We start from the raw sequence: 15,999 nt of genomic DNA on the forward strand, positions 1-15,999 counted from the left end.
GGAATCTCCTGTCGTGGCTCGCTCCTAAACAGGCGGCCCAAGGATCGGAACATCGTTTATTCTCCCAAGGCGGCCAGCCGGCGCCATTCGCCGCCGATCAGCGCACGGGCGGCATCGTAAGCAGGCAGGAACTCCTCCCATCTTGAATATCCGCAGGCCTCCGCCACCAATATATGTGAGGGCTCGGCCGGCGCCGCGCCGCCCGGCGCCACAAGCCGCAGCACGATCAGCATCCGGGTGAGCAGCGCCAGCGCATCGGCGAAGCCCGCCGCGAGCAGCCCTTCCCCCTCCAGCGTCGCGGCCGCACGCGCGAGATCGGGCGTGATCGCGATCCGCTCGCGCAATTGCAGGAAGTGCACCGCGAATTCGGCGTCGATCAGCCCACCGTCGATCGCCTTCACGTCGAACGGGCCCGCCGCCGGCTTGTGCGCGGCGATATCGCCCCGCATCTTCACCACATCGACGGCGAGCTTCGCGGGATCGTGCGGCCGCCTGAGCGCGCCCTCGACGATCGCCGCCAGCGCCGCCTGCGCCTGCGCCGATCCGAACACCGGCCGCGCGCGCTCCAGCGCCATATGCTCCCACGTCCAGGCGCTCTCCGCCTGATAGCGCTGGAAACTGTCGAGCGAGACGGCGAGCAGCCCCTGCGTGCCCGACGGCCGCAGCCGCGTATCGATCTCGTAGAGCGGCCCGCTGGCGGTGGGCACGGACATCGCCGCCGAAACGCGGCTGGCGAGCCGGTTGAAATAATGGGTGGCGCCCAGCGGCTTCGCCCCATCCGATTCCGCCAGGAAATCGCCGGTGAACAGATAGACCAGATCGAGATCGGAGGCGTGGGTGAGCGTCCCCCCGCCGAAGCGGCCAAGCGCGAGGATCACCAGTTCGCCGCCCGCGATCCGGCCATGCGTGCGCTCGAACTCCGCCACGGTCGCGGCGGCCAGCACGCGCAACGCCGCCTCCGCCACGCGCGCATAGCCCGCACCCACCGCCAGCGGATCGAGCGCGCCCGCCACCGCCTGCACGCCGAGCGCGAAGCGCCGCTCGCTGACTTCGGCGCGCACGCGGTCCAGCAGGCCCTGATAATCCTCGCGCGCCTCGCCCTTCGCGAACTGGGCCGCCAACGCGTCGGTGGCGGGCTGCGCCTCCAGCGCGCTCGCGTCGATCAGGCCGTCCAGCAGGCTCGCCCGTCGCGCCAGATCGGCCGCCAGCGCGGGCGCGAGCGACAGCACGCGCACGAGCAGACCCAGCAGATTCGGCTGCGCCTCCAGCAGGCGGAACAGGTTGAGCGCGCTCGGCAGACGCGCGACCAGATCGTCGAAGCGCAACAGCGCCGTGTGCGGATCGGCCGCCTCGGCGAAGGCCGCGATCAACGTGGGCAGCACCTTCTCCAGCGCCGCGCGTGCCGCCGCGCTGCGCGTGGTGCGCGCCTGCCCCTTCCGCCACGTCTCGATCCGCTTCGCCGCGTGGGCGGGATCGGGAAAACCCCGCTCGGCCAGCGCCTGCTCCAGATCGGAGCGCGTTTCGGGCAGAGGCGGCGCCTCGTCCGGCTCCAGCCCGTCATAGATGCGCCCGACCACCTCGGCGGCGGGCGCCAGCGCCGCGATCAGGTCGCCCCCATCGGCATAGCCCGAGAGACGCGCGACATTGTCCAGCGCGGCCGGATCCTCGGGCAGGCGATGCGTCTGCTGATCCTCCACCATCTGCAGCCGATGCTCGATCGTTCGCAGCAGGCGATAGGTGTCGCCGAGCGTGCGCGCTTCCTCCGGATCGATCCGCCCCGCCTCCGCGAGCGCGGCGAGCGCATCCAGCGTGGCAGGCACGCGCAGGGCCGGCTCGCGCCCGCCATGGATCAATTGGTGGATCTGCGCGAAGAATTCGATCTCGCGAATGCCGCCGCGCCCGCGCTTCACGTCATAGCCGGGCGCGGGCACGCGCACCTTGCCGTGATGATCGCGGATCCGGCGCGAGAGATCGCGCAACTCCCCGATCGCGCCGAAATCCAGCGCACGCCGCCACACGAACGGGCGCAGATGCGTGAGCATCCCCGCACCCAGCGCGACATCGCCCGCCGCCGCCCGCGCCCGGATGAACGCGGCGCGCTCCCACGGCAGAGCGGAGGTTTCATAATGGCTGATCGCGAGGCCGATCGGCACGGCCAGCGGCGTCGCCTCGGCCGCCGGGCGCAGGCGCAGATCGACGCGCAGCACATAGCCGTCGCCCGTCTGCTGCTGCAGAAGCTCCACGATCCGGCGCGCGATGCGCTGCGCCGCCTCGCCGGGCTCCTCGCGCGGTCGGCACCACAGCGTGGCCGGATCGAACAGCAGGATCGGATCGATGTCGGACGAATAATTGAGCTCGCGGCTGCCCTGCTTGCCCAGCGCCAGCGCGCCGAAGCCGATCGCGCCCTCCCCGCCCCGCTCCTCGATGATCGAGTGAATCGCACGATCCAGCGCATGATCGGCAAAGTCGCTGAGCGCGCGCGTCACCGTCTCGAACGACGCGCCCGCCAGATCGGCCAGCGCCACCGAGAGCGCCACCGCCTGCCGCTCTCGCCGCAGCGCCAGCGCCGTATCGCTCTCCGCGTCGGACTCCGCGCGCGCCGCCGCCAGCGTGGCGCTCAGCCCGTCGCCCGCCAGCCGGTCCACCACATCGCGACGGCGGGCGATCAGGCGGCGCAGGAACGGCGCATGCGCCTCCGCCCGTTCGATTCCTCCGCCAAAATCCGCCACGCTATTGCTTTCCGTCACGTCGGCCCTTCACCCCCGCCGGCCGACGCAACCTTACGCCCGACTCGGTCGTTACACTTTACATGGGTTTATCCGTAGACTTCGCGTCCTCCAGTGAGGAGGGTGACCGCAAGCCGGTCACGGTGCCACCGCCTGCCGTCTATCAGGGCGTGGGCGCCGCGCTGCGCAACAGCTATTCCGCGCCGCCCATCGCGACGGAAGAGTTCCGCCGCCTGCTCTCCAAGCTGAAATAAGCGCCGGGCGGTTCGCCCCTCCACTCCCCGTCACCCTGAACTTGTTTCAGGGTCCATGACCTGACCGTTGAGCCCAGCCGATCGGGTCGGTCATGGATGCTGAAACGAGTTCAGCATGACCGTGATCCGCAAAGGTCGCCGGGTCCGCTCAGCGGCCCCGGCTCAGTTCGTCCACTTCACCCATGATCGCCTGCAGCGCGGTTTCGTCGCCCTTGTTGGAATGCAGGCGCCGCGAAGGCAGATCGCCGCCGCTCATCAACTGTTCGAGCGCGACGCGGCCGCGCGCAACGCGGCTCTTGATCGTGCCGACCGCGCAGCCGCAAATCTCGGCCGCCTCCTCATAAGCGAAGCCGCCCGCGCCCACGAGGATCAGCGCCTCGCGCTGCGGCTGCGGCAGATGCAGCAGGGCCCGCTGCAGATCGCCCAGATCGACGTGGCGATCCTGGCTGGCCGGCGCCGCGAGGATCTTGCTCGCCGTCAGATCGTCCCATTCGCCCTTGAAGCGCGCGCGGCGCATCTGGCTGAGGAACAGATTGCGCAGGATGATGAAGGTCCAGGCGCGCATGTTCGTGCCGGCCTGGAAGCGCTTGCGCGCCGCCCATGCCTTCAGCAGCGTTTCCTGGACCAGATCGTCCGCCAGATCGCGATTGCCGGAGAGCGAACGCCCGAAGGCGCGCAGGTGCGGGATGACCCGCGCCAGCTCCGTCTTGAATTCGGAATCGGAGAGGGCGACGTGCTCCACCGGGGGGGACACGTCCTCCTGTGCGTCGGTCATATCGTGATCATTTCCCGGTGATGGGCTGACAACGCCCCGACTGGAAGGAATTTGGGGCCGATGCCCCGGCGCCGCAAGGGCAGTATCGGACGAAAGCAAAGCGCCACTCACCACCAGATCCGCAGAATCACGGCGAAAAGAAGGATCACCAGCGCCAGGCTGATCGGCAGCACATAGCGGGTGACGTGGTTGGAGGATCCGCTCCGGGCCTCCGTCCGCGTCAGGTGGACTGGTTTATCTTCGGCCATGACGGGCCTCTCCACTTGCGATCGTTACTGATGGCCAACGGTCGCAAGTGGAGGCGGTTCCATTCGTTTCGACTATGAAACTTTCAGGCGGGGATGGTCGCCGCGTCGAAAAACAGCGCCTGGCTGATCGCCGCCTTCACCGTGGAGCGCTGGAAGGGCTTGGTGATCAGGAAGGTCGGCTCCGGCCGCTCGCCCGTCAGCAGGCGCTCCGGGAAGGCGGTGATGAAGATCACCGGCACCGCGAATTCGGCGAGGATGTCCTTCACCGCATCGATGCCCGAGCTGTCGTCGGCCAGCTGGATGTCGGCCAGAACGAGGCCCGGCCGCTGCGCCAGCGCCTGCGCCACCGCCTCATCGCGCGTGACGGCAACGCCCGTCACGTTGTGGCCCAGATCGCGGACGATCGTTTCCAGATCCATCGCGATGATCGGCTCGTCCTCGATGATCAGCACGTCGGCGCGCGTCTGCCGCTCGATCTCGGCCACGGCGTCACGCACATATTCCTCCACCTCGGCCGCCGACGCGTCCATCAGATAAGCGGCATCCTCGGGCGTGAAGCCTTCGAGCTGGGTGAGCAAAAGCGCCTGACGCGACAGCGGCGTGATCTTGGCGAGGCGGGCATTGGCGATGCCGGCCTGCGGATCGCCATCCTCTCCCTCGCCGCCCTCTTCGTTCACCGAACCCCAGATGCGCTGGAAGGTGCGATAGAGTCCGAGGCGGACATCCACGTCGCGCGGAAAATCACCGGGCGCCGCGACGATCGCCTCCAGCGTCGCGCGGACATAGGCGTCGCCATGCTGCTGGGTGCCGGTCAGGGCGCGCGCATAACGGCGCAGGAAGGGAAGGTGCGGGGCGAGATCCTGGCCGAGCGACATGGGCGGCAATGCTCCTGACGTGTGAACTGAGTGGATAAGCAGATGAAACCGAAAACGCACGGGCCCCGTGGACGATGCCGATGCCCCCGCACGAGCAAGATGAACTTTCTTGCCGCCTGACTGGAACCATCGTCGTCAACTTTTGTTTCACTGCCGATGTGCATCCTCGTCAACGAGCCAAAAAAGCCGTTGGCGGAGCGCTGTTGAAGCAGCGTGTTGCGAGGTATCAGGCGTTGATCATCAAGAGACGACCGAACCGTAGAGGTTCGAAGTGATTCAGGGGGCTGACGGCTTGGTCGTGGAAAAGAAAGGTCGGGGCGGGAGCGGTGGCGGCGGCGATAAATCGCCCCGCAAGAAGAAGCCGGGTGCCCCGGAATCGCACGTCGCGAACGCATTGAAGACCGCCTATGAAGATGCGGTGCGTGAGGACGTGCCCGATGAATTCATCGATCTTCTCGGCAAGCTTAGCTGACGGCGGGTAGCCGTCGGTCCCATGCTGCTCGTTTCGGATTCCCGTTCGTGATCGCCCGCCTGTCCAGCGGAGCGAAGATGCTCATCATCATGACGGTGGCGCTGCTGCCGCTGGGCATCATCGCCCTGTTCGCATCGATCCAGTCCGCGCATGACAAGCGCCTCCAGCACGAGGCGGACGCGCGCCTGATCGCGACCGCCGAGGCGCGCCAGATCGATCTGGCCGTGGTGCGCAGCGCCAATGTGGTGCGCGCGGCCGCCTTCGCCGCCGCCGGCGGCCTCCCCGAATGCCGCAACGCCCTCGCGCAGGCATCGCGCATCCTGGGCCAGGATACGCGCATCGCCTTTTTCGGCATGGACGGTGGCCTGCGCTGCGCGAGCGCGGGCTTCCGCGCGGCCCGCCTGCCGCCGCCGCGCGGCAATATCGGGATCGAACTGCTGCTGCTCGATCCACCGGGCGGCATCCGCTTCACCGTGGGCGCCAGCAATGGTGGCTATGGCGTGGGCGAAACCTCGCAGGCGCAATTGATCCGTTCGCTGGGTATCGCCACCGGCAATCAGAGCGTGATGCTGCGGCAGGGCAGCGCGCGCCTGCCGCTCGTCACCGCGCACAAGGCCGGCCCGCTCGACCAGCGCATCACCGTGAGCGCGCCGTTTGCGGGCGGGCAGATCAATCTCGTCGCATCGATCTATGCCAGCGCCGTCTCCGCGATCGAGATCCTGCTGGTGCTGCTGCCGATCCTGATGTGGGCGGCGGCGGCGATCATCGGCTGGAGCGTGGTGCAGGGCCTGCTGCTGCGCCCGCTCGGCCAGCTTCAGCGTTCGGTGGTGCAGCTCGGCACCGCTCCGCTGACGCTGCCCCGGCTGCAGACGCCCGCCTTGGAGATCACCGCCCTCGCGGATTCCTTCCGCGACGCCGCCGAACAGATCGCCACGCGCGAGATCGCGCTGGAGGAAGGGCTCAACCGGCAGGTCCGGCTGACGCGCGAAGTCCATCATCGCGTGAAGAACAATCTGCAGGTGGTCGCCAGCCTGATCGCGCTGCATGCGCGCGGATCGACCGGCGACGTCGCGGCGGCCTATGCCTCGATCCAGCGCCGCGTGGATGCGCTCGCGGTGGTCCACCGCAACCATTATGCCGAGCTGGAGGAAAATCGCGGCGTGGCGCTGCGCTCGCTGATCGGCGAACTCACCTCGAACCTGCGCGCGACCGCGCCCGCCGAGGCCAGCCATTTCCACATCATGCTGGATATGGCCGCCGCCCATGTGAGCCAGGACGTGGCCGTCCCCGTCGCGTTCCTGATCACCGAGGCGGTGGAGCTGCTGATGACGTCCGCCCCGGCCGATCCGGTGATGATCAGCGTTCGCACCACCGACAAGCCGGATCGGGCCCTGCTCTCGATCCGCGCCCCCGGCTTCGTGTCGGAGGCCGCGACCGAAGGGGCCGCCCGGCAGCGTTTCGATCGAATCGCGGGCGGCCTCGCCCGCCAGCTCCGCTCCGCCCTCACGCAGGACGAAGACGGCATACGCTATACGATCGAGATCGGCATCGTTCCCGATGACGAGAGCGAGATACCCGCTTCCTGAAAAAATTTTGAAGGCAATCGGGAGAGGCCGGAACCATGTTCAGCCCGGCCCGTTCTCAACACCGGATAGCGACCTTTTGCCCCCCCGCTCTCGCTGTCCACACAAATGGGCCCGGACGCGCCGATCCTCCCCCCGGCGGCGCCTCCGGGCCCACATTGTTTTCAGGCAACACATTCCATCCTATTTCCAATACTTTACGGTCGATCGGACCGGATGCGGAACATGGTGCGGCGTGGGACATTGATCCCTCGGTCCCGCCCGTCGGGATGGACTGATTTTGGGAGAGTAACATGGTTCGCAAGGCACTCGCGCTGGCTCTCGTCGCCGGCACCCTGCTCGTCTCGGCCTGCAACACTGTCGAAGGCGCCGGCAAGGACGTCTCGTCCGCCGGCAAGGCCGTCAGCAACGCGGCCGACGACAACAAGTAAGCCCCACGGGGCATCAGCGGGAAAGGGCGTCGCTCCGAAAGGGGCGGCGCCCTTTCTCGTGTGGGAGGCTCGAAGGATCGTCATTGCGAGCGCAGCGAAGCAATGACGAAGCGATTAAACCCTCAGCTTTCGACCAGAGCCGTGCTGTCGTCGCTCTTCTTGCGGCGGCGCTCGGTGAACCACATCGCGATCAGCGCCAGTTCGTAGAGCAGGATCAGCGGCACGCCGAGCATGATCATCGATCCGATATCCGGCGGGGAGAGCACCGCCGCCACCGCCGTATTGCCGACGATCGCATAGCGGCGCAGCGACACCAGCTGCTGGCGCGACACCAGCCCCGCCTGCTCCAGCAGCATCAGCAGCACCGGCACGAGGAAGGCCAGCCCGAAGCCGAACAGGAATTGCATGATGAAGGTGAGGTAATTGCCCACCGACGGCAGCGCCTCCTGCTGGATGCCGCCCAGATTGCCCTGGAAGCCCAGCAGGAAATGCAGCGCCATCGGCACCGCCACGAAATAAGCGAGCGCCGCGCCCATCAGGAACAGCACCGGCGTCGCGATCAGGAAGGGAAGGAAGGCGTTCCGCTCCTTCTTGTAGAGGCCGGGCGCCACGAACTGCCAGATCTGGTTGGCGATTACCGGGAAGCTCAGCATCGCGGCGGCGAAGAAGGCGACCTTCACCTCGACGAAGAAGGCCTCGAAAATCTGGGTGTAGACGATCTTGCCCTGCCCGGCGCGCACCAGCGGATGGACGAGGAAGGCGAAGATCGGCCGCGCGAAATACAGGCAGATCGCAAAGGTGATGCCCAGCGAGAGGATGCACCACAGCAGGCGCCTCCGCAGCTCGATCAGGTGATCCAGCAGAGGCGCGCGCGTATCGTCCAGTTCGTCGGGCATGCTCATGAGCGGGCCGGGGGCTCCTGGTGGCTCTCGGTCGGGGCCTTGGCCGCGCCGTCGCTCTCGGGCTTCGTCTCGCCCCCCTCATGCCCGTCATGCCCCTGTTGCGGGTAAACGGGCTCGGGCAGTTCGGGCAGCGGCATCATCGCATAATGCGCGTCGTCATGCTCTTCCGGCGGCGGGGGCGCGGATGCGGGATGCTCGGCCATGATCCGGGCATTCTCGGCCGCCCACTTCTTCTCCATCTCCTCCATCTCGGCCTGACGGATCATCTCGTCGAAGCCGGAGCGGAAATGGCGGGCGACGCCGCGCGCGCGGCCGACCCACTGGCCCACGACTCGCATCGCGCGCGGCAGATCCTTCGGGCCGATCACGACCAGCGCCACGATGGCGACGAGCATCAGCTCCGATGGCGCGATATCGAACATGGCGAGGGCTTTAGAGCCTGATCGTGCGGGGTGGAAGCGGGCTCGACGCTTCGTCGCGGCGGAGCCGGCTCATTCGCGGCTCGCCAGCAGCTTGTCGATCTTGCGCCCGTCCATATCGACGATCTCGAAGCGCCAGCCTTCCTCGGAGAAGACCTCGCCCGTCGTCGGCAGATGGCGCAGCACGGACAGAGCGAAGCCCGCCACGGTCGCATAATCGCGATCGTCGGGCAGATCGATGCAGAGCCGGTCCGCCAGCACGTCCGCCGAGGCCGACCCCGAGAGCAGCCAGCTGCCATCCTCGCGCTCGAAGAAAGGCGGATCCGTCTCCTCGTCATTGTTCGAGGCGAAGGCGCCCGCGATCGCCGCCAGCAGATCCACCGGCGTCACCAGCCCGTCGAAATGACCATATTCGTCATGCACGAACGCCATCGGCACGTCCGCCTCGCGCAGCACGGTCAGCGCGTCCATCGCGTCCATCTGGTCCGGCACGACCGGCACGGTGCGCACGAGCGTCTCGATCGCGGGCTTGGTGTCGGCCAGCGACGCGCCCAGCAGATCGCGCGCCTGCACCACGCCGACCAGCGCATCCACGGTGCCACGGCCCACCGGCATACGGCTGTGCTGCATCGTCAGCAGCTGCTCGCGCACCGTATCGGCATCGTCGTCCAGATCGATCCAGTCGACATTGGTGCGCGGCGTCATCACCTCGCGCACGGGGCGATCGGCCAGCCGCACGACGCTGGAAATGAACGCACGCTCGCTATCGTCGATCACGCCCGCGGTGGAGGCCTCGGCGACGACGAGGTGCAGTTCCTCGGCCGTCACATGGTTGGTCGCCTCGCGGTCCAGCCGCAGCAGGCGGAAGATGAAGGCGCTCGATCGGTCCAGCAGCCACACGAAGGGCGCGCCGACGCGCGACAGCCACATCATCGGCCGCGCCACGATCGAGGCGATCGCCTCCGGCTGCCGCAGCGCGAACTGCTTGGGCACCAGCTCGCCGACGATCAGGCTCAGATAGGTGGTGCCGATGATGACCAGCACGAAGCCCCATTGCGCGGCGGTCTGCGCATCCAGCCCCAGCGGCGTGCCGATCAGCTCGCCCACCGGCCCGCCCAGGCTCGCGCCCGAATAGGCGCCCGCCAGGATGCCGATCAGCGTGATGCCCGTCTGCACGGTGGACAGGAACTTGCCGGGATCGCTCGCCAGCACCAGCGCGACGCGCGCGCCGCTGCGCCCTTTACGGGCCAGAGCCTCCAGCCGCGGCTTGCGCGCGGACACGATCGCGAGTTCGCTCATCGCGAAGACGCCGTTCAGGATCATCAGGAAGATGATGATCGCCAGATCGAACCAGGGAAAAGGGTGTGCCATGGGCGCGAACCCGCCTTAACGTCGGGGCGGGCCTGCGAGCAAGCGATGAGTTTGCACGACGAGCCGGGAAAATGCGGTGTTGCGGGGAAATGCGCGCGCCGGACGCGGATCAGCATTCAAGCGGCAACATCGGCCGTCTCCAAGAAATGCGACTGATACAACGAACCGTTCGTCCTGAGCGACGTCGAAGGACGGGCTTCAGGCGTTGCGTGCGCGGCACGTTTTCGACTTCGCTCAAAACGAACGGAGGATTGGGAGCAGTGCGAAGATCGTCTGAGCAGCCCCTCAGCCGAAGCGCACCGAAACCCGCCGCCGCCTCATCGCTCCGCCGATCAGGCCGAAGCCGCCGATGAACATCGCCCAGCTCGCCGGTTCGGGCACCGGCGAGGGCGCCGGCGGCGCCGCGCCGACCGGCAGGGAGAATTGCGCGACGATCAGGCTCAGCGCATCCGATACCGGCGCCAGCTTCAGATCCAGCGTGTTCGATCCGGGCACAAGGAAGCCGGTGACGTCATAGGTCTGGATGTCCCAGAGATAGCCATTGCGGCCAATGCCATCGCCGGGCTGCACGCTGTCTCCCCGCGCCCAGTTGCCGTTGGCGATTGTCGTACCGTTGAGCATCAGTTCGCCGTCGGTAAAAACACTCTGACCGTCACTGATGCTGAGCGTCATGGAGGCGGAGCCGGACGTGTAATCGATGCCGGCCAGCGTCGCATTCCATCCATTGGCGTCATAGCTGTTGTCGAAGTTCGAATCATTGCCGTCGAACAGCACGACATCGCGATTGTTGGTCGCATCGCCGTCCTGGTAGAAGACGATCAGCGAGGCCCCGTTGATGTTCGCGGTGGCGCCACCGAAGCCGTTGATGAAGCCGTCGAGATAATAAGAGCCGTTGCCGGTGACTAACGCGGTCACGTCAGCGCGATAGGCCTGGCTGTTGGCATAACTCCACAGATTGTCCTGCGAGAAGCCGATATTGGTGCCGGTGATCGCATGGCCGGCGAAGCTCGTTGCGGCATTGGCCTTGGGATCGATCGAGTTCGTAGGCCCATGCCAGTAGAGATACGCGCTTGAGATGGTGCCGGAGAGGCCGGACACGACCAGCTCGCCATTGCCGTAATTTCGCATCCGGCCGATGGCGAAGGTCGCCACGTCGGTGTCCGGGACGGTCGTGAAATAGGTCATGTCGGAGGCCTGCGCCGCCGTGCCGAGACCGGCGAGACACGCGATCAGCGCGCGAGAAATCCGGGAAACACGCATGCCACTGTCACTCCCCTGTTCGCCGCCGGCGGAGCCCCCTCCGCGCGGCATGCCTGCAGATCGCCGTCCGGGTCGCGATGCGTCCTGAACGGCGTCGGGAGTCAGGTTTACGGAGCGAAAACGGCGCCCGCGTCCATCATCTGTTTACCCTGAATCTTTGTCGAAAATGCGCGGAAGAGGGCATTTCGAGACGGAACGGCCCGCTCCCCACCCGGCCTCCCAATCAGTTTATTCTGTGGGAGGCCGGGTGGGGGAGCGGGCCGGTGCCGCCATGCGCCGACAGGCTCATCAAACACGACTCTCAGGTCGCGATCCGCCCGAAGCGGTGGGCGAGGCTGGAAAGCCCGGCGAAGCCGCGCGTATCGGTCTTGTCGTAGATGCGGTGCAGGTGCGTGCGCGCGGTCGCCCGCGCCATGCCCAGCCGGTCGCCCACCTCGGTAATGTCCCCCGCCTCGATCGCATCGCGCAGCACGCGCAATTCGGTCGCGGTCAGGCCGTAAAGCTGGCCGATCGCCGCGAAGGCGATGATGCGCGGCCGGTCGACGCGCGTGACGTGGACGGCACAGGTGGCGCCCGGCCCGCTCGCCAGATCACCGAAGCGGTTCGTCTCCAGCGCTCGCGCCTCCAGCAGCAGGCGGACGGGCTCCGCCTCGCCCGCCGGCGACACTTCGATCGCGACCGGCTCGCCGCCTTCGATCGCGCGCGCTACCGCCGTGCCGAACAGCCCGTCCCCGATCGGCTCGCCGATCCGCAGGCGCAGCAGCGGCACGAGCGGGGCATCGGCATCCAGCAGCACGCGATCGGCCGTCAGCAGCAGCAGCGCGCTGTTCGCCACCCCCGCCACCGCCTGTTCGCCCGCCGCATGATCGGCCGCGCGGATGAGGTGGCTCTGGATATAGATGGCGCGGCGCAGGTGCGGCAGGATCTCGGCCAGCCGCGCGCAGTCCTCCTCCGAAAAGCGCGGCGCGGGCGCGTGGCGCAGCAGGGCCAGATGCGCGACGATGCCGGGCCGCTTGATCAGGTTCACCGCCAGATTGTCGACGATGCCCTGCGGCGCGATATACTCCCGATAGAACAGGCTCTCGCGGATTTCGGGGGTCTGCAGCAGATCCCATGCGGGCGCGCACACGCCTTCGGGCACGGCATGCAGATGCGGGCGCATGATATCGTGCGGCGCATAGGTTTCGACATAAGCGTGTAGCCACTTCGGATCGTTGCCGAACTGCACCTGAAAGCCCGCGTCGCGATCCAGATCGCTCCAGCCGATGAAGCCCGCCTGCGCGCCCATCGCATGGACCAGCCTTTCCAGCAGCGTCGGGAAACGCGCGCGATCGAACGCGGCGTCGTAAATCTCCTCCAGTGCGAACATGCGTGCGAGTGCCCCCTGCTCCGCTCCCCCGATCCCCATCAGAAAGGGCGCGACCGCTCTTGTCCAGCGCCCGTTCGGCCATCACGATCCATCGCCGCGGATGCAAAGGGCCGCGCGGAATGCGATGAGGGCGAGGATGGTGCGTTTGGGGGTTTCGCCATGACGAACAGGTGGCTGGTCACGACCGTCGATCTCGCCGGGACCTTCGTCCTCGCCATTCATGGCGCGTCGGTCGCCGCGGCGGCCGGGCTCGATCTGCTCGGCATCGTCATCATCGCCATCGTCTCGGCCATGGGCGGCGGCATCATCCGCGACCTGCTGGTGGGCGAAACGCCACCGGAAGCGCTCCGCCACTGGCCGCTTATCACGGTCGCCCTCGCAGGCGCGCTGCTGACGATCCTGTTCGTCCAGCAGGTGCGAACGATCCCCGAAGGACCGCTGATCGCCATCGATGCGCTGGGCCTGTCGCTGCTGGCCGTGGCTGCAGCCGAGAAATCGCTGGACTACAGGCTCACACCCATCGCCGCGATCATGATGGCCGCCATCGGCGGGTGCGGCGGCGGCGCGATGCGCGATGTGCTGCTGATGCAGATACCGGCCATCCTGCGCGCCGATTTTCTGGCGACCGCCGCGATCGCCGGGGCAGCGGTGCTGGTGGTCAGCCGCCGGTCCGGCCTTCGTCCGGTCTGGGCGGCCTGGGCCGGGGGCACGACATGCTGCCTGCTCCGGCTGGTGGCCGTGTTGCAGGGATGGCATCTGCCGCACCTGTAAGGCGGCCCTTCCGTATCAGCGCGCGCGCTTCACTCCGCCATCGCCTCGGCGGCGAGCGCCTCCGCCTCGATCAGCAATGCATCCTCGGTCGATCCCTGCGCCACGCGCTCGCGCCCGATCAGCACCAGCACCGGCACGGCCAGCGGCGAGACCTTGGGCAGATCGACATGCAGCATCGTGCCCGCCGCCCGGTCCAGCAGATCGGCCAGGCGGCCCACGTCCGTCATCCGCGCGCGGGCATCGTCCCACGCCGCGCGCAGCAGCAGGTGATCGGGCTCATATTTGCGGAGCACGTCGTAGATCAGGTCGGTCGAGAAGCTCACCTGTCGGCCGGTCTTGCGCTTGCCCGGATGCTGACGCTCGACGAGGCCGCCGATCACCGCCACCTCGCGAAAGGCGCGCTTCAGCAGGCTCGACTGCTGCACCCAGTCGACGAACTCATGTTCGAGGATATCCTTGTCGAACAAAGGCGCGGGATCGGTGACGGGCTCCAGCGAATAGGTGGCGATCGCATAATCGCTGGCGACGAAGCCGATCGGCTTCAGCCCGGCCGTCTCCATCCGCCGCGTGATCAGCATGCCCAGCGACTGGTGCGCGTTCCAGCCCTCGAAGCTGTACACCACCATGTAATGCCGCCCCTCGCGCGGGAAGGTTTCCACCAGCAATTCGCCCGGCCGGGGCAGGCGCGAGCGGCGCGCCTGCATCTCCAGCCATTCGCGCACGTCATCCGGGAAACGCGCCCACTGGCCGGGCTCCGCGAAATAGCCGCGCACGCGATTGGCGAGGTTGGTGGAGATCGGCATGCGCGCGCCCCCATAAGTGGGGATGCGCGCGGGCCGGGCGGTGGCGCGCACGTACACATCCTCCACCTCGGCGCCGATCACCTCCAGGCTGAGGCCCGCGAAGAAGAAGGTGTCTCCGGGCGAGAGGGTGGCGGCGAAACCTTCCTCCACCTTGCCCAGCGCGCGCCCGTTCTTGAAGCGCACATTGAGCATCGTCGCTTCGACGATGATGCCCGCATTCATCCGATATTGCTGGACGAACTGGGGATGGCTCACCCGCCAGCGCCCGTCCTCGCCCTTCACCAGCCGCTTGAAGCGGTCATAGGCCTTCAGCGCATAGCCGCCCGTGGCGATGAACTGCAGCACCTGCCCGAAAAGCTCGGCTGAAAGCGCACTATAGGGCAGCGCCGATCGTACCTCGGCCAGCAGAGTCTCCTCCGCGAACGGCGCGGCGCAGGCGCACCCCATCACATGCTGGGCCAGCACGTCGAGCGCGCCCGCCCGGAACACCTCATGATCCAGTTCGCCCGCCTCCACCGCGTCCAGCGCGGCGCGCGCCTCCAGATATTCGAAGCGGTTGCCGGGCACGATCACCGCTTCGGACGCATCCTCCAGCCGATGGTTGGCGCGGCCGATCCGCTGGAGCAGGCGCGACGATCCCTTGGGCGCGCCCATCTGGATGACCAGATCGACATCACCCCAGTCCACGCCCAGATCGAGGCTGGCCGTCGCCACCAGCGCGCGCAGGCGGCCATCCGCCATCGCCGCCTCCACCTTGCGCCGCGCCTCGATCGCGAGGCTGCCATGGTGGATACCGATCGGCAGCTTCATCTCGTTGACCGCCCACAGATCCTGAAAGATCAGCTCGGCGAGGCTGCGCGTGTTGCAGAAGATGATCGTCGTGCGGTGCGTCTCGATCTCGGCCATCACCTGCGCCGCCGCATAGCGCCCCGAATGGCCCGACCAGGGCACGCGATCCTCGGGTAGCAAGATGGCGAGATCGGGCGCGGCGCCCGGATCGCCCGTCACCTGCGCCACCGCGTCGATATCGCCATCGGGCGCGAGCCACGCCGCATATTGATCGGGATCGGCCACCGTGGCGGACAGCGCCACGCGCCGCATCCGCGGCGCCAGCGTCTGCAGCCGCGCCATGCAGAGCGCGAGCAGATCGCCGCGCTTGCCGCCGGCAAAGGCGTGGACCTCGTCCACCACGATCGTCTGGAGACTCTCGAACAGGAAGCCGGCATCCGCGTGGCTCAGCAGCAGGCTCAGCGATTCGGGCGTGGTGAGCAGCATGTTGGGCGGCTTCACCCGCTGCCGCGCCTTGCGATCGGAGGGCGTGTCGCCGGTGCGCGTCTCCACCGTGATGGGAAGGCCCATCTCCGTGATCGGATCGAGCAGATTGCGCTGCACGTCGATCGCCAGCGCCTTGAGCGGCGAGACGTAAAGCGTGTGGAGGCCCTGGGCCGGCTCTTCCGCCAGCGCGACGAGACTGGGCAGGAACCCCGCCATCGTCTTGCCGGAGCCGGTGGGCGCGATCAGCAGCGCATGACGCCCGGCCCGCGCGGCGTCCAGCATCTCCATCTGCGCGCGCCGGGGCGCCCAGCCGCGCTTGGCGAACCAGCCGGCGATTTTGGGCGGGAGCGGGGCAGGGGAACGCACGGACATACGCTAGATCAGTCGCGCGATTTTGCGACCCTGCTGGCGCTCTTCATGCCCGTCAAGCCGGCCTTGGGCCGGGATCCCGCTTCTTTTTACGCG

At 67.6% G+C, this 15,999-nt stretch carries 14 protein-coding genes and 1 pseudogene; 5 read left to right on the forward strand and 10 right to left on the reverse strand.

The window, feature by feature from the left end; translation table 11 throughout:
- Positions 1-56: 56 nt before the first annotated feature.
- A complete protein-coding gene (locus tag HL653_RS01905) occupies positions 57-2,747 on the reverse strand; it encodes a bifunctional [glutamine synthetase] adenylyltransferase/[glutamine synthetase]-adenylyl-L-tyrosine phosphorylase (protein WP_253717461.1) in 2,691 nt (896 codons plus the stop codon).
- 62 nt (positions 2,748-2,809) lie between these two features.
- Between HL653_RS01905 and HL653_RS01910 the strand changes: the two genes are divergently transcribed.
- Complete coding sequence (locus HL653_RS01910; RefSeq protein WP_171743005.1) at positions 2,810-2,980, forward strand: hypothetical protein; 171 nt, start codon at positions 2,810-2,812, stop codon at positions 2,978-2,980.
- Positions 2,981-3,128: 148 nt separating this feature from the next.
- Here the strand turns inward: HL653_RS01910 and HL653_RS01915 are convergent, their stop codons facing one another.
- The 3 genes from HL653_RS01915 to HL653_RS01925 form a co-directional block, all read right to left on the reverse strand.
- Positions 3,129-3,755: a sigma-70 family RNA polymerase sigma factor gene (locus HL653_RS01915; protein WP_171743006.1), complete on the reverse strand. Its 627-nt coding sequence runs from the start codon at positions 3,753-3,755 to the stop codon at positions 3,129-3,131.
- A 107-nt stretch (positions 3,756-3,862) separates the two neighbouring features.
- The gene (locus HL653_RS01920) at positions 3,863-4,003 is read right to left on the reverse strand and encodes a hypothetical protein (RefSeq protein WP_171743007.1); all 141 of its coding nucleotides are present in this window, start codon (positions 4,001-4,003) and stop codon (positions 3,863-3,865) included.
- 83 nt (positions 4,004-4,086) lie between these two features.
- Positions 4,087-4,878 (reverse strand): response regulator, encoded by a 792-nt coding sequence (locus tag HL653_RS01925; RefSeq protein ID WP_171743008.1) that lies wholly within the window; start codon positions 4,876-4,878, stop codon positions 4,087-4,089.
- Between the two features lie 298 nt (positions 4,879-5,176).
- On the opposite strand from HL653_RS01925, the gene HL653_RS01930 reads away from it, so the two are divergent.
- From HL653_RS01930 to HL653_RS01940, 3 genes are all read left to right on the forward strand, one after another.
- Positions 5,177-5,350 carry a NepR family anti-sigma factor gene (locus tag HL653_RS01930; protein ID WP_171746725.1) on the forward strand — a complete coding sequence of 58 codons (174 nt, stop codon included), beginning with the start codon at positions 5,177-5,179 and terminating at the stop codon, positions 5,348-5,350.
- 47 nt (positions 5,351-5,397) lie between these two features.
- Positions 5,398-6,936 (forward strand): sensor histidine kinase, encoded by a 1,539-nt coding sequence (locus HL653_RS01935; protein WP_171743009.1) that lies wholly within the window; start codon positions 5,398-5,400, stop codon positions 6,934-6,936.
- A gap of 290 nt (positions 6,937-7,226) precedes the next feature.
- Positions 7,227-7,364 (forward strand): entericidin A/B family lipoprotein, encoded by a 138-nt coding sequence (locus HL653_RS01940; protein ID WP_171743010.1) that lies wholly within the window; start codon positions 7,227-7,229, stop codon positions 7,362-7,364.
- A gap of 122 nt (positions 7,365-7,486) precedes the next feature.
- Here the strand turns inward: HL653_RS01940 and tatC are convergent, their stop codons facing one another.
- The 5 genes and pseudogenes from tatC to HL653_RS01965 all read right to left on the reverse strand — a co-directional run bounded on the left by tatC (position 7,487) and on the right by HL653_RS01965 (position 12,685).
- On the reverse strand, positions 7,487-8,266 hold the full coding sequence (gene tatC, locus HL653_RS01945) for a twin-arginine translocase subunit TatC (protein ID WP_171743011.1): 780 nt from the start codon (positions 8,264-8,266) through the stop codon (positions 7,487-7,489).
- A 191-nt stretch (positions 8,267-8,457) separates the two neighbouring features.
- A pseudogene (tatB, locus tag HL653_RS24070) lies at positions 8,458-8,688 on the reverse strand (Sec-independent protein translocase protein TatB); the annotation flags it as partial.
- A gap of 69 nt (positions 8,689-8,757) precedes the next feature.
- A complete protein-coding gene (locus HL653_RS01955; RefSeq protein ID WP_171743013.1) occupies positions 8,758-10,056 on the reverse strand; it encodes a hemolysin family protein in 1,299 nt (432 codons plus the stop codon).
- A 285-nt stretch (positions 10,057-10,341) separates the two neighbouring features.
- On the reverse strand, positions 10,342-11,316 hold the full coding sequence (locus HL653_RS24075) for a PEPxxWA-CTERM sorting domain-containing protein (protein ID WP_253717463.1): 975 nt from the start codon (positions 11,314-11,316) through the stop codon (positions 10,342-10,344).
- Between the two features lie 301 nt (positions 11,317-11,617).
- Positions 11,618-12,685, reverse strand: coding sequence for a helix-turn-helix transcriptional regulator (locus HL653_RS01965; protein WP_171743014.1), 1,068 nt, complete (start codon positions 12,683-12,685; stop codon positions 11,618-11,620).
- 159 nt (positions 12,686-12,844) lie between these two features.
- On the opposite strand from HL653_RS01965, the gene HL653_RS01970 reads away from it, so the two are divergent.
- Positions 12,845-13,456 (forward strand): trimeric intracellular cation channel family protein, encoded by a 612-nt coding sequence (locus HL653_RS01970; RefSeq protein WP_171743015.1) that lies wholly within the window; start codon positions 12,845-12,847, stop codon positions 13,454-13,456.
- Positions 13,457-13,485: 29 nt separating this feature from the next.
- On the opposite strand, the gene HL653_RS01975 is transcribed toward HL653_RS01970, so the two are convergent.
- Positions 13,486-15,906 (reverse strand): ligase-associated DNA damage response DEXH box helicase, encoded by a 2,421-nt coding sequence (locus tag HL653_RS01975; protein ID WP_171743016.1) that lies wholly within the window; start codon positions 15,904-15,906, stop codon positions 13,486-13,488.
- Positions 15,907-15,999 lie beyond the last annotated feature (93 nt).

The sequence above is a fragment of the Sphingomonas sp. AP4-R1 genome (assembly GCF_013113735.1).
Lineage (GTDB): Bacteria > Pseudomonadota > Alphaproteobacteria > Sphingomonadales > Sphingomonadaceae > Sphingomonas_I.